General features: G+C 45.7%; 20 protein-coding genes. 3 read left to right on the forward strand and 17 right to left on the reverse strand.

The genetic code is table 11. The annotated features are described in order from the left end of the window. Positions 1 to 10: 10 nt before the first annotated feature. The 7 genes from aspS to BLQ13_RS02435 all read right to left on the reverse strand — a co-directional run bounded on the left by aspS (position 11) and on the right by BLQ13_RS02435 (position 8,385). Positions 11 to 1,789 (reverse strand): aspartate--tRNA ligase, encoded by a 1,779-nt coding sequence (gene aspS / locus BLQ13_RS02410; RefSeq protein ID WP_090915574.1) that lies wholly within the window; start codon positions 1,787 to 1,789, stop codon positions 11 to 13. Between the two features lie 190 nt (positions 1,790 to 1,979). Beyond that, positions 1,980 to 3,233 (reverse strand): histidine--tRNA ligase, encoded by a 1,254-nt coding sequence (hisS, locus tag BLQ13_RS02415; protein ID WP_090915575.1) that lies wholly within the window; start codon positions 3,231 to 3,233, stop codon positions 1,980 to 1,982. A gap of 969 nt (positions 3,234 to 4,202) precedes the next feature. Beyond that, complete coding sequence (locus BLQ13_RS02420) at positions 4,203 to 4,649, reverse strand: hypothetical protein (RefSeq protein ID WP_090915576.1); 447 nt, start codon at positions 4,647 to 4,649, stop codon at positions 4,203 to 4,205. 72 nt (positions 4,650 to 4,721) lie between these two features. Next, a complete protein-coding gene (locus BLQ13_RS02425) occupies positions 4,722 to 5,228 on the reverse strand; it encodes a type 1 glutamine amidotransferase domain-containing protein (RefSeq protein WP_090915578.1) in 507 nt (168 codons plus the stop codon). Positions 5,229 to 5,474: 246 nt separating this feature from the next. Continuing rightward, complete coding sequence (locus tag BLQ13_RS28405) at positions 5,475 to 5,642, reverse strand: hypothetical protein (RefSeq protein WP_167375617.1); 168 nt, start codon at positions 5,640 to 5,642, stop codon at positions 5,475 to 5,477. A 103-nt stretch (positions 5,643 to 5,745) separates the two neighbouring features. Then, entirely contained in the window at positions 5,746 to 6,195 is a 450-nt protein-coding gene (dtd, locus tag BLQ13_RS02430) for a D-aminoacyl-tRNA deacylase (protein WP_090915580.1), read from the reverse strand. 12 nt (positions 6,196 to 6,207) lie between these two features. After that, a complete protein-coding gene (locus BLQ13_RS02435) occupies positions 6,208 to 8,385 on the reverse strand; it encodes a RelA/SpoT family protein (protein WP_090915582.1) in 2,178 nt (725 codons plus the stop codon). Positions 8,386 to 8,699: 314 nt separating this feature from the next. On the opposite strand from BLQ13_RS02435, the gene uraA reads away from it, so the two are divergent. Beyond that, the gene (uraA, locus tag BLQ13_RS02440) at positions 8,700 to 10,016 is read left to right on the forward strand and encodes a uracil permease (protein WP_090915584.1); all 1,317 of its coding nucleotides are present in this window, start codon (positions 8,700 to 8,702) and stop codon (positions 10,014 to 10,016) included. A 218-nt stretch (positions 10,017 to 10,234) separates the two neighbouring features. On the opposite strand, the gene BLQ13_RS02445 is transcribed toward uraA, so the two are convergent. From BLQ13_RS02445 to BLQ13_RS02470, 6 genes are all read right to left on the reverse strand, one after another. Next, on the reverse strand, positions 10,235 to 10,750 hold the full coding sequence (locus tag BLQ13_RS02445) for an adenine phosphoribosyltransferase (RefSeq protein WP_090915586.1): 516 nt from the start codon (positions 10,748 to 10,750) through the stop codon (positions 10,235 to 10,237). A gap of 37 nt (positions 10,751 to 10,787) precedes the next feature. After that, positions 10,788 to 13,196 carry a single-stranded-DNA-specific exonuclease RecJ gene (gene recJ / locus BLQ13_RS02450; protein WP_090915588.1) on the reverse strand — a complete coding sequence of 803 codons (2,409 nt, stop codon included), beginning with the start codon at positions 13,194 to 13,196 and terminating at the stop codon, positions 10,788 to 10,790. A gap of 40 nt (positions 13,197 to 13,236) precedes the next feature. Beyond that, a complete protein-coding gene (locus BLQ13_RS02455) occupies positions 13,237 to 14,196 on the reverse strand; it encodes a cation diffusion facilitator family transporter (protein ID WP_090915591.1) in 960 nt (319 codons plus the stop codon). Between the two features lie 73 nt (positions 14,197 to 14,269). After that, complete coding sequence (gene secF, locus BLQ13_RS02460; protein ID WP_090915593.1) at positions 14,270 to 15,178, reverse strand: protein translocase subunit SecF; 909 nt, start codon at positions 15,176 to 15,178, stop codon at positions 14,270 to 14,272. After that, complete coding sequence (gene secD / locus BLQ13_RS02465) at positions 15,168 to 16,418, reverse strand: protein translocase subunit SecD (protein WP_090915595.1); 1,251 nt, start codon at positions 16,416 to 16,418, stop codon at positions 15,168 to 15,170. Before secD ends, secF begins: the two co-directional genes overlap by 11 nt. 91 nt (positions 16,419 to 16,509) lie before the next feature. Then, the gene (locus BLQ13_RS02470) at positions 16,510 to 16,749 is read right to left on the reverse strand and encodes a post-transcriptional regulator (RefSeq protein WP_090915725.1); all 240 of its coding nucleotides are present in this window, start codon (positions 16,747 to 16,749) and stop codon (positions 16,510 to 16,512) included. Between the two features lie 248 nt (positions 16,750 to 16,997). Between BLQ13_RS02470 and BLQ13_RS02475 the strand changes: the two genes are divergently transcribed. Then, positions 16,998 to 18,662: a putative polysaccharide biosynthesis protein gene (locus BLQ13_RS02475; protein ID WP_090915597.1), complete on the forward strand. Its 1,665-nt coding sequence runs from the start codon at positions 16,998 to 17,000 to the stop codon at positions 18,660 to 18,662. Between the two features lie 2 nt (positions 18,663 to 18,664). Here BLQ13_RS02475 and BLQ13_RS02480 read toward each other — a convergent pair whose 3' ends face one another. Continuing rightward, a complete protein-coding gene (locus BLQ13_RS02480; RefSeq protein WP_090915599.1) occupies positions 18,665 to 19,423 on the reverse strand; it encodes a YetF domain-containing protein in 759 nt (252 codons plus the stop codon). 180 nt (positions 19,424 to 19,603) lie between these two features. Between BLQ13_RS02480 and BLQ13_RS02485 the strand changes: the two genes are divergently transcribed. Continuing rightward, the gene (locus BLQ13_RS02485; protein WP_090915601.1) at positions 19,604 to 19,996 is read left to right on the forward strand and encodes a TIGR04086 family membrane protein; all 393 of its coding nucleotides are present in this window, start codon (positions 19,604 to 19,606) and stop codon (positions 19,994 to 19,996) included. 90 nt (positions 19,997 to 20,086) lie between these two features. On the opposite strand, the gene yajC is transcribed toward BLQ13_RS02485, so the two are convergent. From yajC to queA, 3 genes are all read right to left on the reverse strand, one after another. Beyond that, the gene (gene yajC / locus BLQ13_RS02490) at positions 20,087 to 20,398 is read right to left on the reverse strand and encodes a preprotein translocase subunit YajC (RefSeq protein ID WP_090915603.1); all 312 of its coding nucleotides are present in this window, start codon (positions 20,396 to 20,398) and stop codon (positions 20,087 to 20,089) included. Between the two features lie 67 nt (positions 20,399 to 20,465). Then, positions 20,466 to 21,602 (reverse strand): tRNA guanosine(34) transglycosylase Tgt, encoded by a 1,137-nt coding sequence (gene tgt, locus BLQ13_RS02495; RefSeq protein ID WP_090915605.1) that lies wholly within the window; start codon positions 21,600 to 21,602, stop codon positions 20,466 to 20,468. Positions 21,603 to 21,637: 35 nt separating this feature from the next. After that, positions 21,638 to 22,666, reverse strand: coding sequence for a tRNA preQ1(34) S-adenosylmethionine ribosyltransferase-isomerase QueA (gene queA / locus BLQ13_RS02500; RefSeq protein WP_090915606.1), 1,029 nt, complete (start codon positions 22,664 to 22,666; stop codon positions 21,638 to 21,640). Between the last annotated feature and the right edge of the window lie 113 nt (positions 22,667 to 22,779).

A 22,779-nucleotide genomic window follows, 5' to 3' on the forward strand; every position in this document is an offset into this window, starting at 1 on the left:
GATGCCTCCTTTATTTCTTTTCCGCGACAGGTTTACGGGCTACACGGATGTGAAGTTGTTCGAGTTGAGATCCATCTACTTCGGATGGTGCATTCATCAACAGATCAGTTGCACTTGCCGTTTTCGGGAAGGCAATGGTTTCACGCAGATTTGTGCGTCCTGCCAGCAACATCACGAGACGGTCCAGACCAAAGGCGATACCGCCATGTGGTGGTGTACCATATTCGAATGCTTCGAGCAAATAACCGAATTTATCATTAGCCACTTCTGGCGTAAGTCCGAGCGCAGCAAACATTTTTTCTTGTACATCACGCTTGTAGATACGCATCGAACCGCCACCAACTTCATAACCGTTCAGTACAAGGTCATAGGCTTGAGCGCGGATTGCACCCGGATCTGTGTCGAATAGATGTACATCTTCGTCTTTTGGACGTGTGAACGGATGGTGTTCCGCCACATAACGTTTCGCTTCTTCATCATAGCCGAGCAGCGGGAAGTCCACAACCCAAGCAAACTTGAATTTGCTGTCATCGATCAGACCGAGTTGACGTCCGATTTTCAGACGCAGAGCACCGAGAACATCAGCAACCACTTTTTTCGTGTCAGCGGAGAAGAGCAACAAGTCGCCTTCTTCAGCGCCTGTACGTTCTTTAACAGCTTCAATCTCTTCCGGCGTAAAGAACTTCACGATTGGCCCTTTGAACTCGCCATCTTTTACTTGAATCCAAGCAAGGCCTTTAGCGCCGTAGCGGGCAGCGAATGGTCCGAGATCGTCGATCTCTTTGCGGCTCCAAGTACCACAGCCCTTAGCGTTCAGTACTTTCACTTCGCCGCCTTTCTCAATGACGGAAGCAAATACTTTCACACCGCTGTTTGCTACGATATCGTTCATTTCCACCAGTTCCATGCCAAAACGCAGATCCGGTTTGTCGGAACCGTATTTACCCATCGCATCAGCATACGTAATCCGTTGGAAAGGCAGCTCCAGCTCAATGCCTTTCGTTTCACGCAGCAATTTCGCCATCAATTGTTCCATCATCGGCAACAGGTCATCTTGTTGCAAGAAGGACGTCTCGATGTCGACTTGAGTGAATTCCGGTTGACGGTCTGCACGCAAGTCCTCATCACGGAAACAACGTGCGATTTGGTAGTAACGCTCAAGTCCACCAACCATCAACAATTGTTTGTAGATTTGTGGGGATTGTGGAAGAGCGAAAAATTCACCTTCATGCACACGGCTTGGTACGAGATAGTCACGCGCACCTTCCGGCGAGCTCTTGGTCAAGATTGGTGTTTCTACCTCAACGAACTCTTCTCCGTCCAGATAATCACGGAACACTTTAGACGCTTTGGAACGCAGTTTTAATGTTTCGAACATTTCCGGACGACGCAGGTCCAGGTAACGATATTTCAATCGCAGGGATTCATCTACCTCAACGCCATCTTCGATGAAGAATGGAGGTGTTTTGGCTGCGTTCAACACTTCGATTTCGGTAATTTGAACTTCGATCTCGCCTGTTGGCAAGTTTTTGTTTACGGTCTCTGCATCACGTTTAACCACTTTACCTGTTACCGCAATGACATATTCACTGCGTACACGATCTGCGATTTGCAATGCTTCACCGGAATATGCCGGGTTAAACACAACTTGTACAATTCCGCTGCGGTCACGCAGATCGATGAAGAGTACGCCCCCCAGGTCACGGCGGGTCTGTACCCAGCCGTTCAATGTTACTGTTTCACCGATATGTGCGTTTGTTAATGCGCCGCAATGATGACTTCTTTTCATAACCAAACTCCTCTTATGTTAAATTTCCGTTCTGTGTAAGACAAGCTTGTAGCATGCCACCCACAATCCGGTTACGTGAAGATTTATTATTCGAAAGGCATCCTGTCTCTGGAGATTACCATCCGTACAACCGGAATCCTTTCACCATAGCCACTTGCCGATTCTACAATTGTCATTCCATCTTAGGTTCTTAATTATTTCCGCGTAACGTAGCAACTAGATCATCCAGTTTCACGGTCTGCTGCTCACCTGTATCCATCGCTTTGAGTGATATCTCGCCACGCTCCAGTTCGTCATCCCCAAGGATCGCCGTATAGCGAGCTTTGAAACGGTCAGCCGATTTCATCTGTGCTTTCATCTTACGGCCCAGATAATCACGCTCACCAGATAAGCCGGATTGACGTAACTTGAACAACAGTCGATTGACCTCACGATCCGCTGACTCACCAAGAGCGACGAAATATACGTCGAGCGGAGCCAGTGTTGTTACTTCAATATTCTGGTGCTCCAGAATGAGCTGAATACGCTCCAGACCAATACCAAAGCCGATGCCCGGCTGATCCGGTCCGCCAATATCGCCAACCAGACCGTTATATCTGCCGCCGCCACCAACGGTATCAATGGCTCCAATCCCTTGTGCTTTTAGCTCAAATGCAGTCAGGGTGTAATAATCCAGCCCTCTCACCAGACGGTTGTTCACCGCGTAGTCTACGCCGAAATCGTCCAGGTACGCTTGTAGTTTAGCAAAATGACTCAATGATTCTTCATCCAGGCTGTCCAAGATGGACGGAGCCCCAACGAATTTATCCTGATCCACCTTACAATCCAGTACACGTAACGGGTTACGCTCCATCCGGGATTGGCAGTCTTTGCAAAGTGTATCTTTCATTGGTCTAAGGAAACCCAGCAGTGTCTCGCGGTATTCCGCCCGACTAGTTGCATTCCCCACCGAGTTGATTTCCACTTTGACATCCTTTAGGCCAAGCTCCACACACAATTGATAACCAAGTGCAATAACTTCAGCATCAATTGCCGGATCAACTGCACCAAGAGCTTCTACACCGAACTGGTGGAACTGACGCTGACGACCAGCCTGCGGACGCTCATACCTGAACATCGGACCGATATAATAAAGCTTGCTCACATCCGGTTCGCCATATAGCTTATTTTCTACGTAAGCACGAACTACGCCAGCTGTTCCTTCCGGACGAAGTGTCATGCTACGATTGCCCTTGTCATCAAAGGTATACATTTCTTTCTCAACGATATCTGTCGTTTCTCCTACGCCGCGTACAAACAAAGACGTTTGCTCAAAGATCGGCGTGCGAATCTCGCGATAATTAAAACGTCTACACAGATCCCGTGCTTTTTCTTCTACATACTGCCACTTCTCCACTACACCAGGCAGCAAATCCTGTGTTCCTGTCGGTTTCTGAAAACCCATCTGTATCCCTCCAGCATTGATTTTCTCTGTAAACGTTAATTCTCAATGTACACTTGACCACTTCGATTGTAGTACCATCTTCCGATCGCTGTTATCCCCGGATTTTTTTGATCCAATTTCAAAATGTTTAAAATCCGGGGATAAAGGCGAACGCTTCGCTTCTACAGATTGGTTCTACACTCTACGTTCCGGTGTACAGGGAGAATCAACGTGAAAACAAAAAAATCCCTCGCCCTGTGTGCTTATCAAAAGCAAACAAAGGGACGAGAGATTTTATATACATTCACCCGTGGTACCACCCACATTCCGGAAGCCTGAGCCTGTAGCCGTTCAGGTTATTGCTATTACGTCAGGATGTTTTCAATGCTACATCCAGATCAACAGCTCTTCCGCTCCACGTATAACGCACGTCATGCGCAGGCCAGCTACTAAGATCCGCAGATTTTCTCTGCCTTGTTCGCCGTCTGTTCTCGGGGAAGTCATTCGTCCGCTCATCAAGAGAATCCTTACAGCCTTGGGGATTCCTCTCTGGTCATGTGGGTACGGAGTACTTGGTCCCGTCATCAAATCAGTCATATGTTTCAAAAAAACGACTTTTGTTGACTACAGTCAACGTATTATTTTCTGATTGTAATGAACCGCAGTACTAAAGTCAAGGGCTAACATCCTAAGATAGAAAAAAAACAGAAAAAAATAACCTGCACACGGTGTGCAGGTTCAAAGGATATATAAAAAAAGGGGGTCATGTCTGTTATTATAAACGCACATTGTTAAAGGCTTGTGTTACTAACATTACAGGAATATTACAAAAATGATAGCGCTTTAATATTTGTTTTTCCCACAACATCTTTTCATTTTCGCCAGCACATTTGCAGTATGCAACAAATCTTCGCATATAATTAAAAGCCCTTACGTCTTCCCGGTAATTGAAGACCGGGCAACGTAAGGGCTAGCTTAATATCTATTAATTTAATCGAGTTCTTCCACATAGGCATGGTTAGAGCGAAGCTTATGAACAATCGCATCATAATCCTCATCTCTTACTTTGGCAGACAGAACATAATGCAGGTCACTATAATCAGCCGAAGTCACATCTGAGGCATCCAGCATATCTCCGTCCTCGTTCACTCTGTTGCGGGGATCGCGTTCAGTGTCACGATTGACATCAGTGACAACTGGAATTACATTTTCGCTAGCTGGAACCCCAGGAGCTGCCCCTACACCCATAGCACCGTTCGTGCCTACACCACCAGCCGTATTATAAGGAACCAGTGGAACCATAACTCGTGTATCCCTGCCAATGGCAGCATCCAGTTGACCTACTTCAAGCTGCTCGGTATGGAACGTCAATAGTGAAGTTCTTGCACCCTCTGCCTCGTCCTCGGTTCGAAAATACGCCTGAATATGTTTTGCCATGTCAAACCCTCCTTTATGGAATAAAATATATCATTAGAATGCCATCAACGTATTCAGTTTACCCTTTAATGCTTATATTACTTTCATCAATTCACGAACAAATGCTGGTTCATCTTCAGGTGTACGGGAAGTAATGTAGTTCCCATCGACAACCGCTTCATGATCCTTGAAGTCGGCTCCTGCATTGACCATGTCATCCTTGAGTGGAGGATAAGATGTAATTGTTCGTCCCTTGAGCAGACCTGCGCTAGCCAAAATTTGCGGACCATGGCAGATTGCAGCGATTGGTTTGTTAGCCGCATTGATTTCCGTAACAAATTTCAGGATATTTGCGTCTGTTCGCAAATTTTCCGGCGAAGACCCACCCGGAATAACGACAGCATCATAATCTGATGCGTTAACCTCTGAGATCGCTTTGTCCGTCGTATAGGAAGCCTTGCCGCCCTTGCCTTGAAGCGTCTCACCCGCTTTTAACCCGATAATGTGTACCTCATGTCCAGCCTTCTTCACCTCATCGTACGGAACCTTCATTTCTGAATCCTCAAACTCATTCGCAAGCAAAAAAGCAACTTTACTCATGATCTATGGTCTCCTTTCCGTATTCGAATGTGATTAAACCTAGAGAGATTAATTCTATCCTTGGCACTTCTTTTGTGCCTCGTTTTGTTATTACCCCAAGGAGTGCCTTTTATAACAATCCATTCATTTTGAATTGATTTTGCGGCCTGCCTCCAAGATTAAATTTGAATCATACAGCAAAAAACCCCGGATTGTCAGACAACCGGGGTTTTGAGCATAACTATTTTGTTTTATTACATGGTTAAGCTATGGTCGTGGATGATGCTCCTGCCTGTCTTTATCTGATGTTTGCAACATCCACAATGTGGACACATGAGCAGCGGCAGAGCGGGCAAGTTGAAGTGACTCCGCCAGATTGCCAGGCATCATTAGCGGCTCGTTCTGGTTCTTGGTTACTTTTGCAGATTGGCGCATAATTAAGAGAAACTCCTTTGGTCAACAAAGTTACAAGTACAATGTAATACCAACGTTTACTTCTCTCTCATTATGACCCCTTCACTGCGCATTTATGCGAACTTCAGTCTCGCGAAGGACTTTCTAACATAAGGGTAACCGGTCCCCAGTTCGTAAACGTAACATCCATCATCGCTCCGAAACGTCCCGTTTCCACCTGAATCCCTTTATCTCGCAACAACTGATTAAACGTTTCATACAAACGTTCAGCTGCTTCTGGACGAGCCGCCGCAACAAAGCTTGGGCGTTTGCCTTTACGACAATCACCATACAGCGTAAACTGGGAAACGGACAGAACCGCACCACCTACATCCAGCAAGCTGAGATTCATCTTTTCCTGTTCATCCTCGAAAATGCGAAGCCCGCTAATTTTATCTGCCAAGTAAATCGCATCTTTCTCCGTGTCATCATGAGTTATGCCTACAAGCAGCATTAAACCGGATTCGATTCTGCCTGTCAATTCATCTCCCACGGTTACCTGAGCCTTTTTACAGCGTTGTACCAGCACTCTCATCTTACGGACTCCTTACTGCATAATTCGGTGTACAGAATAAACATCCTTCACCCGTTTGATTCGTTCCACAACGGCATGCAAATGATCTGTATTACGAATCAGAATGGTGACGTGCACCAATGCTAATTTATTTTTATCCGTCCGTCCGGTGACAGCAGATATATTTGTTTTACTTTCGGAAACAGCCTGAAGCACCTCGTTGAGCAGTCCATTGCGATCATGACCTGTAATCTCAATATCGACACTGTAGCTCGATTCGATATTCTCTTCCCACTCGACTTCAATTACCCGTGCTGCCTCTTCTCCATCCGCACTTGTAGGGATATTTGGACAGTCACTGCGGTGAACAGAAACGCCACGGCCGCGTGTAACATAACCGATAATGTCATCTCCAGGCACAGGGTTACAGCACCTCGCAAAGCGAACCAGCAGGTTATCAATGCCTTTGACACGAATACCGTTGGTTGGTCTGTTTCTGCGTTCAGGAGCCGGCTTCAGTTCACGCATCTCGGAATTCAGTTCCAGCAGATTGGATTCTTCCTGCTCTTTACGGAGCTTCTCCGTTGCTTTTGTGACGATCTGAGCGGCTGTAATCCCGCCAAAACCAACCGCCGCTAACATATCATCGATATCATTAAACGCAAATTTCTTGGCCGCTTCCATTAGCTTGTCATCAGTCATCCACGCAGAAGGATCAAGTCCCATACGTTTCAGCTCTCGCTCGCAGCTCTCCCGGCCTTTTTCTACGTTCTCTTCACGACGTTCCTTCTTGAACCATTGTTTGATCTTCGCCCTTGCATGAGAAGATTTCGCAATTTTCAACCAGTCCTGACTTGGACCATAAGAATGCTTGGAAGTTAAAATTTCGATAATATCGCCCGTTTTGAGATGATAGTCGAGCGGAACAATTCGGCCGTTTACTTTGGCACCAATGGTTCGATTTCCCACCTCGGTATGAATACGGTAGGCAAAATCTAGCGGTACGGAGCCACTTGGCAATTCAATAACTTCCCCTTTTGGCGTAAATACAAACACCAGATCGGAGAAGAAATCCATTTTGAGCGATTCGACAAATTCGGAAGCATCCTGCGCTTCATTTTGAAGTTCAAGAATTTCCCGGAAAAAGGTAATTTTATCTTCAAACTGAGGCCCTGCCGCAGTTCCTTCTTTATAAGCCCAGTGTGCCGCGATACCAAACTCGGCTGTACGGTGCATATCCCAGGTACGAATCTGCACCTCGGTTGGCTCCCCGTTAGGCCCCACCACGGTTGTATGCAAGGACTGATACATATTGGCTTTTGGCATGGCAATATAATCCTTGAATCGTCCAGGCATCGGCTTCCATAATGTGTGGATAATGCCGAGCGTAGCATAACAATCCTTGATATTATCCACAATAATACGAATGGCAAGCAGGTCATAAATCTCGTTAAACTGCTTGTTCTTGGTTGTCATTTTTTTGAACACACTATAGATATGTTTCGGGCGGCCAGACAAGTCTGCTTGAATGCCCATCTCTTCGAGCTTACTTGTAATGCCGTCCATTACCGTGTCGATGTACTGCTCACGTTCTGCACGTTTCTTATGCATCAGATTTGCAATACGGTAATATTGTTGCGGATTCAAATAACGGAGGGCGATGTCCTCCATTTCCCATTTGATCGCAGAGATCCCCAAACGGTTTGCAATCGGACAGAAAATCTCCAGTGTCTCATACGAGATCCGGCGCTGGCTTTCTTCCGACTGAAATTTGAGGGTCCGCATGTTATGCAGACGGTCAGCCAATTTAATCACGATGACACGGATGTCCTGCGCCATGGCGATGAACATTTTGCGGTAGTTCTCGTTCTGCTGTTCTTCCTTGGAGCGAAACTGGATGCGTTCCAGCTTCGTCAAGCCGTCAACAAGCATGGCACACGTATTGCCGAAATGAGTGCGGATCTCTTCAAGCGACACCGTAGTGTCCTCTACTACATCATGAAGAAGTGCTGCAATAATGGAGATGGTGTCCATCTGCATATTCACAACAATGTCGGCAACCGCAAGCGGATGCAGAATATACGGTTCTCCCGATTTTCGCGTCTGTCCGTGGTGAGCCTGATCAGCAAATTCGTAAGCTTCTCGTATGCGCACCAGATCGGGTTCTTTGATATACGCCCCGGCCTTCTCGAGTAATTGCTCTATGCCCATTCTGATCTGTTCCGTGTCCTTTCTATACAAAATGGAACCCGTGACAATACATCAACACAGGTTCCCCGTAAAAGTAATTTCCTATAATTATGACGCCTTGCCCGTTTCTCGTCAACTGCTGACGAATAAGAGCGTTTATCCAATTTTTAAAAAGTCTCCGTTGTTATCCATTATTGCCGATAATTGCTGAAATAGAAGGGAAATCTGAGAAAATAAGTGATTTACAGTCCAATCCTGAAAATTGTTATTGCTAATTTGGAAGAAACTCTGTAATCTATTGAAAGTTTGTGTATCGGAAAAGGAGATGAGATTCGTTGCAACGCGAAATTCAAGTTAATCAGAAGATGCCTTTTGGCCCAGGTGCATTATTGAGTTTGCAACATTTGTTCGCTATGTTTGGCAGTACAGTACTTGTACCTAACCTGTTCGGAGTGGACCCTAGCATGATTCTGTTGATGAACGGAATTGGTACGCTATTGTACATTCTGATGTGTAAAGGAAAAATCCCCGCATATCTCGGATCAAGCTTTGCTTTTATTGCACCGGTTATGGCTGTTTTGAAAGGCCATCCAGAGAATGGTTACTCCATGGCTCTCGCAGCTTTTATCGTAACAGGAGTCGTGTTTTGCCTCGTTGCACTCATTATAAAATATGCCGGCACAGGCTGGATTAACGTTGTATTTCCGCCAGCAGTAATGGGCGCGATCGTTGCCTTGATTGGTCTGGAGCTTGTACCTGTCGCCGCCGGAATGGCGGGTCTCATTAATTCTGACCCTGTGAACAACCCCGGTTGGGTTCCTCAAGCCAAACCTATTATTTTATCCATGGTCACGTTAGGAATCACCGTCATCGGTGCTGTAACCTTCCGCGGCTTTCCTAAAATTATTCATATCCTGATCGGTATTGTGTCCGGTTATGCCCTCGGGTACTTTTTAAAAGAAGTGAACACAGATAAAATTGCTAACGCAGATTTCCTCTCTCTGCCAACCATAACTACACCTACATTTGATTGGTCCGTCATCTTCACGATTTTACCGGTAGCACTCGTCGTTATCGTCGAACATATCGGGCATCTACTTGTCACCAGCAGCATTGTGGGCAAAGATTTGTCCAAAGACCCTGGACTGCATCGTTCCTTGCTTGGTAATGGTGTGTCTACGATTCTGTCCGGTTTCGTGGGATCCACACCGAATACGACATATGGCGAAAACATCGGTGTTATGGCTCTGACTCGTGTCTACTCCATTTATGTTATCGGTGGTGCAGCGGTCATTGCCATCCTGCTCTCTTTCTCCGGCACGTTCTCAGCACTTATTGCGAACATTCCAGTACCGGTTATGGGTGGTGTCTCCCTGCTTCTGTTCGGAGTCATTGCGGCTTCCGGTCTACGCATCTTGGTCGAACAAAAAGTGGATTTCGCTAAACCGACAAATCTGCTCCTGACTACACTCGTATTGGTTATCGGGCTTAGCGGTACGGAAGTTTCCTTCTATGGTGTACATCTGAAAGGCATGGCACTGGCTACGATTGCTGGAATGCTTCTCAGTCTGTTGTTCAAATTGTTCGAGGTACTTGGTTTATTGAACGAAGACAGTAAGAAACAACCAATTATCGAAAAAACACCTGACTAAGCATCACATGAAAAGAATGCAAGTTCGCGTTTGCTTTATCTCAATATAGAGAACGTATTTCTTCTTCAAAAAAAGTAAATTCAAAAAGCCTGCCTCCCCAACTTAAGACGTTGGAGAAGCAGGCTTTTTGCTAATCATTAATGCTGTATATTATTTCCCGGGAAACTTGGGAAGTCAACTTTCATAACTCACAGCAACTCATGAGTTTTGATTTACGTTTAGTAGTTCATCAACGTAAATACACTCATATTCTCAGGCAATTTGCCGCGGCCATTCAGATCTGTCAATTCAATCAGGAATGCAGCACCTACCACATTACCGCCCAATTGTTCAATCAGATTAATGGAAGTTGCAATGGTTCCACCCGTTGCGAGCAGATCATCTGCGATCAGGACATTTTGCCCTTTCTCGATTGCATCTGTATGCATTGCAAGTGTATCCTTGCCATATTCGAGATCATACCCTGCTTCAATTGTCGCTCCAGGCAATTTTCCACTTTTGCGAATTGGAGCAAAACCAACGCCAAGAGCGTATGCCAGTGGGGCGCCCACAACGAAACCGCGTGCTTCAGGTCCAGCAATGACATCAATTTTCAGTTCAGATACCATCTGTTTCAGTTCATTGATCGCATTGCGGTACATTTCTCCATCTTTCAACAATGTTGTAATGTCCTTGAAGCTGATTCCCGGTTGTGGAAAGTCAGGAATGACACGAATATACTCTTTAAAATCCAAAATAATCTCCTCCTAAAATAAATACACAAACTTCCATCTAAGATACGCCCTTCATCCGGGATACCATCCATTGTGTCAGTTGAGGTGTAGCTGCATCTAGCATCACCTGTTCTGTCTCGGCCATGTTTTCCAGCGCCTGATAATGACGTGCTGAAGTTAAATCACGTTTTGGCGGGCTTTCCGCAACCACGATTTTGCCGTCCTTCCGAGTAATAAAGGCCAGCTCTTCAAAAACATCAAGCATCATCGTGATCATACGCGTAGAACAACCACACTGACGACTGAGCACAGGAGTTATCTCTTGTTCCTCCACAGGTTCCGCTTTCCATTTGAACACCAGCATATAAAATCGCTTAAACAGTTCTCTGGAAGGCATCTGAAGTCGGTCTCGACGGTTGCCTGATCCATGCAGAAGGATGATATTCTCGGCTCCGCTGAACAAAGCCAGCATTGCATCAAGTTGTTCCGGAGTTTCCGGCGTATCAAACACAAATAACGTCCGGACTTCTTCCTGCCCATACTGCTCTGCGGCAGCATTACACGGAAATAACCCGACCTTTCTATCATATACCCAAAGGCACGGTTCATACAATGAATTTCCCTCAGAAACATTGGTTTCTTTTCGAACAATGGCCCCAATCGACCCCGCTTTATATCGCAGATGTACGTCAAGCGCACTCAGGAAGTGCTTCATTGCGATCAGCGGCTCAGCATGTCCACGCATATCAAACACTTGTGACCCAGGAACGTGGATGTCCTGAAGCATCATCTGTGGCTTTCTCATGCCATTCCATTCATTGATCGACAGTTCCCCCATCACATCGATGACAGAACCGGGGGAGAGAAATTCAGCCAGTGCTCCCTTACCAAAAGCAACAGTTTCCAACTGCTGACCGTCTTGTTCAAGAACCAGCTTCAAATGGCGCTTTTCCCGTCCCATGGTTCTGGTTTCCTTGACAGTCACCTTTCTCAATACAAAACGTGGCGATGGATTACTCATACCAAACGGCTGTAATCGGTCAATCTCCTGAATCACCTTGAGGGGCACATCACTAATTCTGCATTCATCATCAGCCAAGCGCTGAGGTACAAAGTCTTCTTCTGTTAGTACCGTCGCGGCATATTCATTTAAACCCGCCTCAAGCTCTTCCAATTGATCACGATGCAACGTCATTCCTGCAGCCGCAGGATGTCCACCATAATGATCCATACTGTTTTTGTTCACGGTAAGTGCCTCATAAATATCCAGACCCTCAATGGAACGCGCGGATCCTTTGCAGACGCCACTCTCGGGATCAATCCCCAGAATTAGTGTTGGACGATAGTATCGCTCCAGCAACTTGGAAGCCACAATGCCGACTACACCGACGTTCCAGCCTTCACCCGCCAGTACGATAACATCCGGCACAGCTCCGGAACGTTGCTCAATTTTCTGCTCCAGTTGTGCTGTCGCTTCCTGTAGAATACCCTCCACGACTTGTTGCCGCTCTCGATTGAGTAGATCCAGCTGTCCCGCAAGGGTATGAGCTTCATCCAAATCTTCCGTCGTGAGCAGCGATACCGCTCTTCCCGCATGATCTAATCGGCCGCTAGCATTAATACGTGGAGCCATGGCAAAAGCAATGTTAATGGATGTCACCTGGCTTTGATCCACACCACTAATCTCAAGTAAGGCACTAACTCCAGGAAGTTTGGAACCTCTCATAGATTCAATCCCGTAACTGACGATCACTCGATTCTCGCCCTCAAGCGGCATCAAATCAGCTACCGTTCCAATCGCCGCAATCTCCATCCATTCACCTGGCACCTCACCGATCAATGCCTGAGCAACCTTCAACGCTACACCAGCCCCAGCCAGGCCCTTGAACGGATACGGACACCCCGGTAGTTTAGGATTAATCAGTGCGTACGCCTCTGGCAAAACCTCAGGGGGTTCGTGATGATCCGTCACAATGACTTCTATCCCCAGTGTTGCCGCATATGCAATCTGTTCTACAGCGCTGATTCCCGTATCGACAGTAATAATTAATGTAACCCCTTGCTGTTGAGCCCAATCCAAAGCATGATTATGAAGACCGTAACCTTCATTCGAGCGATGAGGAATATAGATATCGTATGAGGCCCCCAAATGACGCATCAGATGGATCATGAGCGATGTACTGGATACTCCATCAGCATCATAATCTCCATAAATTAAAATATGTTCTTCTCGCTCCAATGCCAGCTTGATTCGAGGAATGGCCTCACTCATGCCTAGTAGCAGATAAGGATCATGCATCTGATTCAAATCAGGATGTAAAAAACGTTCTGCCCCCTCTTCATTGTGCACACCTCGGCTTACAAGCAAACGTCCTACTAGAGGGGAAACGGAAAGCGCCTGCGATAGTGCCGCAGCCGCCTCCAGATTGATATGTGGTGTATTCCACCGATATTGCGAATATAGCAACGCTAACGCTCCTTTCCTGATCTACGAGATCCCAGCGCCATCACTGAATTAATGTCGCTTCATGATCAGGCAGTTCATGATTGGATTTATAAGGATATCCAGGGTCATAGGGTATAGCCTGGATCTGAACTTCTTTTACATGACTAAAACGTGTTAACAGCAATGTCTTGGCTCGGTTTGCAATTTCTTGCGCCTCCAATATGGAGATTCTGGGATTCACACTAACAACTAACTCAATGGTAACATCATGTTCCTGCTCCCGTGCAACCAAATGTTCAATCGTGATAATACCGTATACCCGTTGTACTGTTTCTTTGTAGTCCGTAGCATCCTCCTGCTCAAGTTCTTGAACAAGTGAACCGTAGACCGTGTCTACAATCATTCGATACCCTTTATACAAAATGAAACCGGAAGCAATAAGAGCAGCGGTTGGATCAAGATACAACAGCAGACTCAAACCGGTTTCTTCCCCTGCCATCGCGCCGATAATACCTATTAAAACCGCTAGTGAACAATATAATGCACGTCGGTGTTGCAAGGCATACGACATAGCTTGGGACTGATTTCGTTTACGGAAATATCGGTACTGAAATTGAAATATAGCTTCTTTCACAGCTAACGCAGCAACAGCTACCAAAAGAACAGACTTTCCAGGTGCTTCGAGTTGACCACTTGATAGGCTGCTTAATGCGGAGATAGCCAGCTGTAGGCCTCCCATCAAAATAAGCACCGCTAGCAGAACCGTCATGCCCGGTTTCGCAGCCCTTGCATGTTCTCTTAGCCGCTCCTTTTGTATCTTGCCTTTGGGTTGTACAGATCGTGAGGGAAAAAGAGCAACCAGAGAAGAGGCAGCTTCAGAAGCAGAATACAAACCATCGGCCAATAAAGATTTACTATTCGCCATGTATCCTACTCCTGTTTTGATGACTGCAAGTGCCAAGTTTCCGACGATCCCGCTCCATGTTGCCGCTTGTGCGGACCGACCAGCTTCTCTTGTCATGTTGATTCCCCCTTAATTCTGTACTTAACGTTGCAAAACCGCGCCTGGCAGACGCGGCTTTACATTCCGATGTTTAGTTAGAAGCTTTTGCCGCTGTTTTAGGTTTGCTAATTTGTTTACCTTTAAGCACCAACCAGAGTGGAGCAGCAATGAAGATTGAAGAATAAGCACCGAACAATGTTCCGATGACCATTGCAAGAGAGAACATACGAATGGACTCTCCGCCAAAGATGAACAAACAGATCGAAGCAGCAAATACCGTAAACGTTGTGTTCAATGAACGGGTCATCGTTTGAGCCAAACTATGATTCACAACCTCACGTAAATCGGCTTTTGTTGTCTTTTTGGCAAAACGCAGATTTTCACGAATCCGGTCAAAGATAACGATGGTATCGTTGATCGAGAAACCGACAATCGTCAGCACTGCTGTAATAAAAGTCAAATCCACTTCCAATCGGAAGATGGAGAATACACTGATAACGACAAATGCATCATGGAAGAGTGCAATAACAGCTGCAAGACCAAAGCGCCATTCAAAACGGATAGCCACATAGATCATAATCCCGATACTCGCAATGAGAACGGCATAGATCGCGTTGCGCTCCAGTTCCTTCGCCATCTCCGGATCAACGGTGTTGACCTCATAAGAAGCTGTGGAGTCCAGCTTGCTAAATTCCTGCTTGAATTTGCTCTCCATATTTTCATCCAGTACATTGGAAAAACGAACATTGACCCGATCTGCGCCAGGCGTGATGTGTACATCACCTTCATTTACACCCATGTTCTTGATGATTGGATTAATTTGCTCTGTAGTAATCGCTTTGGATACCGTAATATCTACGTTGGAACCTGATTTGAAATCAACTGCGTAATTAAGCCCCAGTCCGAGAATACTTACGATCCCCGCCACCGTCAAAATGATCGAAAAGATATAGGCAAATTTACTGCCTTTTACGTAATCATAATTCCAATTAAAGCGCACGAATTTCACTCTCCTTCACTCCGAAATACTTAGGCTTCTTGACTACGTTACCCCGTACAAGCAGGACTAACAGGAAGCGGGAGAAGAAAATATTCGTGATGATACTGGTCACAATATCGAAAATCAGTACGAGTGCAAAACCTTTAACTGCACCAGTACCCAAGAAGAACATTACAGCTGCCGCAATAATGGTTGTGATATTGGAGTCAATAATCGTACGGAAGGAATGTTTACCGCCGGCTTTAACGGATGACAAAATGGATTTGCCGCTACGCATCTCTTCCTTAATCCGTTCGTACGTAATGATGTTTGCATCAACCGCCATACCTATACCCAGAATAAAGGCTGCAATCCCCGGTAGGGTAAGCACGAATTCTCCAAGATAGAAAATGGCAAGGACTAACCATGTATGGGTGATCAGTGCAAAGCTCGCGATGATACCTGGGATGCGATACAGTCCAATCATGAAGATCAGGATGATGACAGAGCCAATCAAACCGGCTTTGATCGTCTGATCCAGAGACAACTTACCGAGCGTTGCGCCTACACTTTGGGAGTATTTCTCCGTAAGTTTCAGCGGCAGTGCACCCAGGTTAATAGTATCACGAAGCTGATTCGCTTCTTCACGTGTATAGGAACCTGAGATTTGAGCGGATCCGTCAGTCAATTGTTGTCTAACTTCGGGTGCTGACAGCAATTGATCATCCAGATAGATCGCAAGAGGTTTATTGATCAGACGTTTTGTGATTTCAGAAAACTTGGCTTTGTCTTTTACTTTAATGTCGATCATCGGCTCATTTAATTGAGTGAAGACCACCTTCGCTGCATTTTCGACAAACTCATTACCGCGAAGCTCAATTTTGGAGTACTCGCCTTCTTTGTCATCCGGTGCTTTACTCCGGAATGTCAGAACAGCGGGTTCTTTCATTTTGGCTCTAACCTCAGCCTCATCTGTAACCCCTGCCAGTTTCAACCGAATCCGGTTGGTTCCTTCTGTAGTTACTTCCGGCTCACTTGTTCCGAGCGCATTGGCACGGCTTTCGAGGCTTTTGGCTGTTTGCACCAAGGAAGCTTTGCTGAGTTGTTGCCCTGCTTCGAGCGGCTCTGCTTCATATAAGATCTCGTAGCCTCCTTTTAAATCAAGGCCCAAGCGTATATTTTTGAGCAGCTCCGGGCTTGTACCCACCATAACCCCTGTGGTGACAAGCACGACCAGAATGAAACTGATAATTCTTTTCATGCCGTTCCTAGATCCCCTTTCGTTCTCAATATTCCTATTATAGCGATGCCGTAAAAAGCAGTCAATTTTCAACAAAAAAGATCCCTTTCAACTAGAAAGTGGACCCCCGGTATGCAGACACCGTCATAAAGTTCATAAAGCTTGTTGCTTTCAGTGACAATATGTCGTTCACCAGTTGGTGAAGCGGTGGAATACCCTGTTTTTCGTATTTATGACTGACACAATTCCAGACATCTTGGCTGGTGACATATTCGTAACCGACAAGCCTTAATTCCTCCGCCTTACTTCGGCAGAGTATCTCTATTGACTGTTCCAACTCCACATCATTCATTTCTTCCAACGGGGAGCCTCCCTTCTTACATCCGAGCCTTTATGCGGCACCAATACTACATCATTCGACCTCACCCTTTCATATTCCTTCTTCTCGTTTATGGTTCTTTTTGTTAATCGTGTCCAAGTTGTCATGAGATGATGAAAGACCGGCATAGGATGAAGTACAACGGCTTTGTCCCATTAATGAGATAACCAGTTCCTTCAATGAGGATAACCTGTACCTTCAACCGGGAAAGAGGGGTAGTTTTGAAGAAACAGACATTTATTCAGGGGGCCATGATCCTGCTCGCGGCAGGCATTATCAACCGGATTCTCGGCTTCATTCCACGAATCGCACTGCCACGAGTAATCGGTGCAGAGGGTGTAGGTATCTATCAACTGAGCTATCCCTTTTTCATCGTGCTGGTGACACTGATTACCGGAGGTATTCCTTTAGCTGTGGCCAAGCTTGTCGCCGAAGCCGAGACGGGTGCTAACCGTTATTCGCCACAACGTATTTTGCAGATCAGCCTTAGCTTCACGCTTACTCTCGGTGTCGTTTTTATGTTTTTATGCATCCTGTTTGCCCCATGGATCACCCAATATGTCCTCACAGATGAGCGCGTATATCATACGTTTGTCAGTATGAGCCCCATGATTGCTATAATCGCAGTTTCAGCGGTGTACAGGGGGTATTTCCAAGGTAAGCAAAATATGATGCCTACAGCGATTTCATCCATTACTGAAACCATCATCCGTATCATTTTTGTGATCTGGTTTGCATGGCTTTTGTTACCTAAAGGGATTGAACATGCAGCCGCTGGGGCAATGCTCGGTGCTATGGTTGGGGAACTCGCCGGTATGCTGGTTCTGCTGTGGAATTATGCAAAGTTTAAAAAAGAATTGCCCCTTTCTCGTCGTAGTCGTATAAACCGTATAAAGCAGGTTCCTTCTCCTTCAACAGGGTCTTTACAAGATGACCATTCCAAAGTGCTAGAGAAAGATGAGTTTTCTACAGTGTCTGCCCCTTCCCAGAGAGGATTGATCCACCGTTTGCTGGCTATATCTGTCCCTGTTACAGCAGGTCGTCTTGTCGGTTCTTTATCCTATCTCGCTGAAACGATCGTGACAGCCCAGAGTCTCGCCATTGCCGGTATTGCTAAAGGGCTAGCTACAGCTCAATATGGTGCATTACAAGGAATGGTAATCCCACTGTTGCTACTTCCGGGAGCACTGACTTCTTCTCTCGCAACATCACTCGTGCCCTCTCTGTCAGAAGCTTCAGCCAATGGTGACCGTGCGCTCATTCATAAAAGAATGCACCAGGCTCTGCGGCTAGCTCTAGTCACTGGTGCACCCTTTTCTGTTTTTATGTATGTGCTTGCCGAACCGATGTGTCTGCTGCTCTATGATGATGCATCGATTGGAAGCATGCTAAAGCTGATGGCTCCTTTTGCCTTGTTTATCTATATTCAAGCCCCACTACAAGCTGCGCTGCAGGCGCTCGACCGTCCGGGTAAAGCATTATTAAACACGTTTATCGGTGCTGTCATCAAAATTTCATTAATTCTGATGCTGGCTTCGCAGCCCGAATACGGTATATTCGGTGCCGTTATTGCCATCTGTATTAATTCGATGGTTGTAACTTTGCTACACGCGGGCAGTGTGCGCCGGTTATTAAATTTCCGTTTCAAGCTGATGGATTGGGTCAAAACCGGAGCTGGCATGTTCATCATGGGAGCTGCAACCTTGCTTATCTACGAACACACAGCTGCGCTATTTCCGTTCTGGTTTCGAATGATCCTTGCGACTTCCGCCGGTCTGCTTGTTTACTTTATGGTCATGGGTTTAACCAAAATGATCGACTTTCATGATCTATCACGTGCTCCCCTCATTGGCTCATGGTTCAAACGTCGATCTGAAAAAAAATAGTTTTATTTTTTGTCTTCACGAGCACTTATATATAACTTGCCATTGTGATCAATTGAGCATATAAACACATCTTTAAAATCGTTAATGCCTTTTTGTTGAATTTGATTTTTTAACCAGAAACGTGTTTTCTCGATCATTTCCAAATTCTCATCCTGTACTTTCCCATCCATAATCAGGGGCACGGGTAAACCCTCATATTTAATGTTGGGGAAACCTTTCAGCTTAACATTTTCTTTTTGCCGTGCAGATGAATTGGAAGAACTGGAACCGGAACTGGAACTGGAAGCAGAGCCATCAGAGCTCTGATCTTTCGGAAATACAGTCAATTTCCCGGTTGTTTCCAGGAGCGCAAAATCTACATCACCGATGCTGTCAATATTTTGTTCCCGAAGCTGCAGTAACAGATCATCCAGATTGTAACGTTGCTTGCGCATTTCATCACGATGAAGCTTGCCTTTGGAGATTAAAACCGTAGGTTTTCCATCGATCATCAGACGAAGCTTGCGGCTTTTCAACCCGACATAAGCCATCCCGATTTGCATAACAATGACGGTCAGCATCGGAGCAATACCATGAGATAGCGGTTTTTTGATATCCTCAATCACAAAAGCTGCCATCTCGGCAAGCATGATGGACACGACCAGATCAAACATAGATAATTTGCCGATCTCACGTTTACCCATCACACGAATGGCGCAATACACCAGGAAATACATGAGTATGGTTCGATATATGTGAGGGCCAAAATCAGTGAAATTCATAACAGGAACCTCCTTCGAATTTCAGCATTGTACAGAGATCTGAAGTGCAATCCCTATTTTGACCTGAACCTCACATGCTCATGCAGAAATAATCCGTTCATTTAATGGAAATCGGTTCATAAGTCAGAAGGCTTGACCATACACTGTAATAATTTCAAACTTGTACAAGGGGGTTGCTTTATGCAATTGATTCGCCGCTTGTTCTCATTTCGGATGTCCAACCCAATTCTGTCTGGCCTCTGTCACGCTTTTGTCTGGATGTTTATCGGAGCATTAATTCTTTCTTTATTCCTGTGGATGAGCGGCATGCGAGAACAGGATCTTTCCACCTATACCTATGTTGTTCACGTTTTGTCATTGCTCATCGGTGGTTTCATTGCGGGGAAACGTTCGGGTGAGAAAGGATGGTATTACGGTGGCTTCACAGGGATCGTTTATGGGCTTCTCGTGTTGCTCATCGGATTCTTGGCACTGGACGCTTCATTTAACTGGAAAGACAGCTTGCAACTCCTTAGCGCATTCTTTATCTCGGCTCTTGGCGGTATCTTTGGAGTCAACACACAACGCTCATAATCAACTCACAAAAAAAAGAGAACCGGATCTACTTCAGATCCGATTCTCTGTTCGGGAATATGCCCGCGCATATTCTCATCATGTATACCATTATTCAGCCGTTTCACGACTTACAGCGCTGCTAATCGCATTACGGTCAAACGTAAGCTTGGTAACGTCATTTACACGTAATACCACCACGTCGTCTGTAATTTCAGCAATCGTACCGTGAAGACCACCGATCGTTACAATTTTATCGCCTTTTTTCAACTGGCCCAACATCGCATTACGTGCTTTTTGCTTTTTGTTCTGTGGGCGAATCATCAGGAAGTAGAAAATCGCGACCATTAGTACCAAAGGTACGATCAACGAAAAAATTCCACCACCAGCATTAGGTGTTGTTGCAAGCATTCCCTGAAACATCAAAACTCCCCCTTATCGACTATACGTACAGTTACTGCTTGTTGCATCGGTTCCGCAAAAACCTCAATCAGAAACCTTTGTCATTGTCATGCAGACCATATTGATCGAAAAATTCATCCCGGAAATCAAGCAAACGATCTTCCATTATGGCTTTACGCACATTGCGCATCAAGTTTTGTAGGAAATGAAGATTATGGATCGTTGTGAGACGCAAGCCAAACGTTTCATCTGCTTTGATCAGATGGCGCAAGTACGCTCTGGAATAGTTGCGGCAAGTGTAGCAATCACATTCCGGGTCAAGCGGCCCAAAATCGGTTGCAAACTTGGCATTGCGAACGACCAGACGTCCCTGACTTGTCATCGTTGTTCCGTTACGGGCAATTCGGGTTGGCAACACGCAGTCAAACATGTCCACTCCACGAATCGATCCCTCAATCAATGCATCGGGTGAACCTACCCCCATCAAATACCTTGGTTTATTGGAAGGTAGCAAAGGCACCGTGTAATCCAATACACCATACATCAAATGTTTCGGTTCTCCAACACTCAGTCCACCAATAGCATACCCCGGGAAATCCATGGAAGTCAAATCAGCCGCGCTTTGACGACGGAGATCCTCGTGCATGCCTCCCTGTACGATAGCAAACAATCCTTGATCATGCGGACGGGCATGACTTTCAATACAACGCTCCGCCCAGCGAGTTGTTCTTTCGAGTGATTTCTTAACGTATTCATATTCAGCTGGATATGGAGGACATTCATCAAATGCCATCATAATATCTGATCCCAGAGCATTCTGAATTTCCATAGCCACTTCCGGGGAAAGGAACTTTTTGTCACCGTTCAGATGGGAGCGGAAATGTACACCCTCTTCGGTAATTTTACGCATCTCACTAAGGGAGAACACCTGAAAACCACCGCTATCTGTCAAAATAGGGCGATCCCAGTTCATGAATTTATGCAAACCGCCAGCTTGACGGATAATTTCATGACCCGGTCTCAGGAACAAATGATACGTATTACTCAGAATAATCTGAGCATCCATTTCCTTCAATTCTTCGGGACTCATCGTTTTTACCGTTGCTTGTGTGCCAACCGGCATGAACGTTGGAGTCTCAATAACACCATGAGGTGTATGCACACGTCCCAGACGCGCACCTGATTGTTTACACGTTTTGATATGTTCGTACGTAATTGCTGCCATTGGTTATAATCATCCTCTAAAAGTTAATCGGTTTATTAATAAATCAACATCGCATCGCCAAAGCTAAAGAAACGATATTTCTCCTTGATGGCTTCCTCATAAGCATGCATAATGTGTTCTCGGCCTGCAAGAGCACTAACAAGCATCACCAGTGTTGATTTGGGCAAATGAAAATTCGTTAGCATTCCGTCAATCACCTTGAAGGAGTAGCCAGGATAAATGAAAATGCTCGTCCAGCCGCTACTTTCCTGCAATACACCATCTTCAAATTTACTTCCTACCGTCTCCAGCGTTCTGCAACTGGTGGTGCCCACTGCAAAAACCTTATTACCACGCTCTTTCGTCTGATTAATCAGTTCAGCCGTTTCCTGTGATAAAGAATAATACTCCTCATGCATAACATGATCCTCAACCATGTCAACAGACATCGGTCTAAACGTACCCAGCCCAACATGCAGGGTTATAAATCCAATGTTCACACCTTTAGCGCGAATCTGATCCAGCAACTCATCCGTAAAGTGTAAACCTGCTGTCGGTGCAGCTGCAGAGCCCTCATGTTTGGCATATACCGTCTGGTAACGCTCTCGATCGTCCAGCGTTTCCTTGATGTAGGGTGGCAGCGGCATTTCACCAAGGCGGTCCAAAATCTCTTGGAAAATACCATTGTACTCAAACGTTAACGTACGTGCGCCCATCTCACCTACTTCATTAATGACAGCCTTTAATTCATCACTAAACACAATGACAGAGCCAGCTCTCAGCTTTTTGCCCGGCTTGACGAGTGCCTCCCACTTATCACCTTCGACGTTTTTAAGCAAAAGCACCTCGGCTTTTGCCCCCGTGTCCGCTTTAGTACCAAACAGGCGGGCAGGCAATACACGTGTATCATTCAGAATCAGTGTATCTCCAGGCTGCAGTACATCGATAATATGAGGGAAATGGTGATGGGCAACCTCCCCTGTCTCTTTGTTCAAAGTAAGCAAACGAGAAGCGGTACGATCCAGCAACGGTGTCTGAGCGATTAATTCCTCTGGTAACTCAAAATCATATAAGTTCACATTCATGTTCTATTCATTCCTTAAGGCTTTGATATTCTTTTTCACTTTAATATAAGCTAAACTAAAGATTTTCACACGGAACACTACGATGACAGAACAACCTTCCCATCGCTGTTATC

The organism is Paenibacillus polysaccharolyticus, assembly GCF_900102085.1.
Classification (GTDB): Bacteria; Bacillota; Bacilli; order Paenibacillales; family Paenibacillaceae; genus Paenibacillus; species Paenibacillus polysaccharolyticus.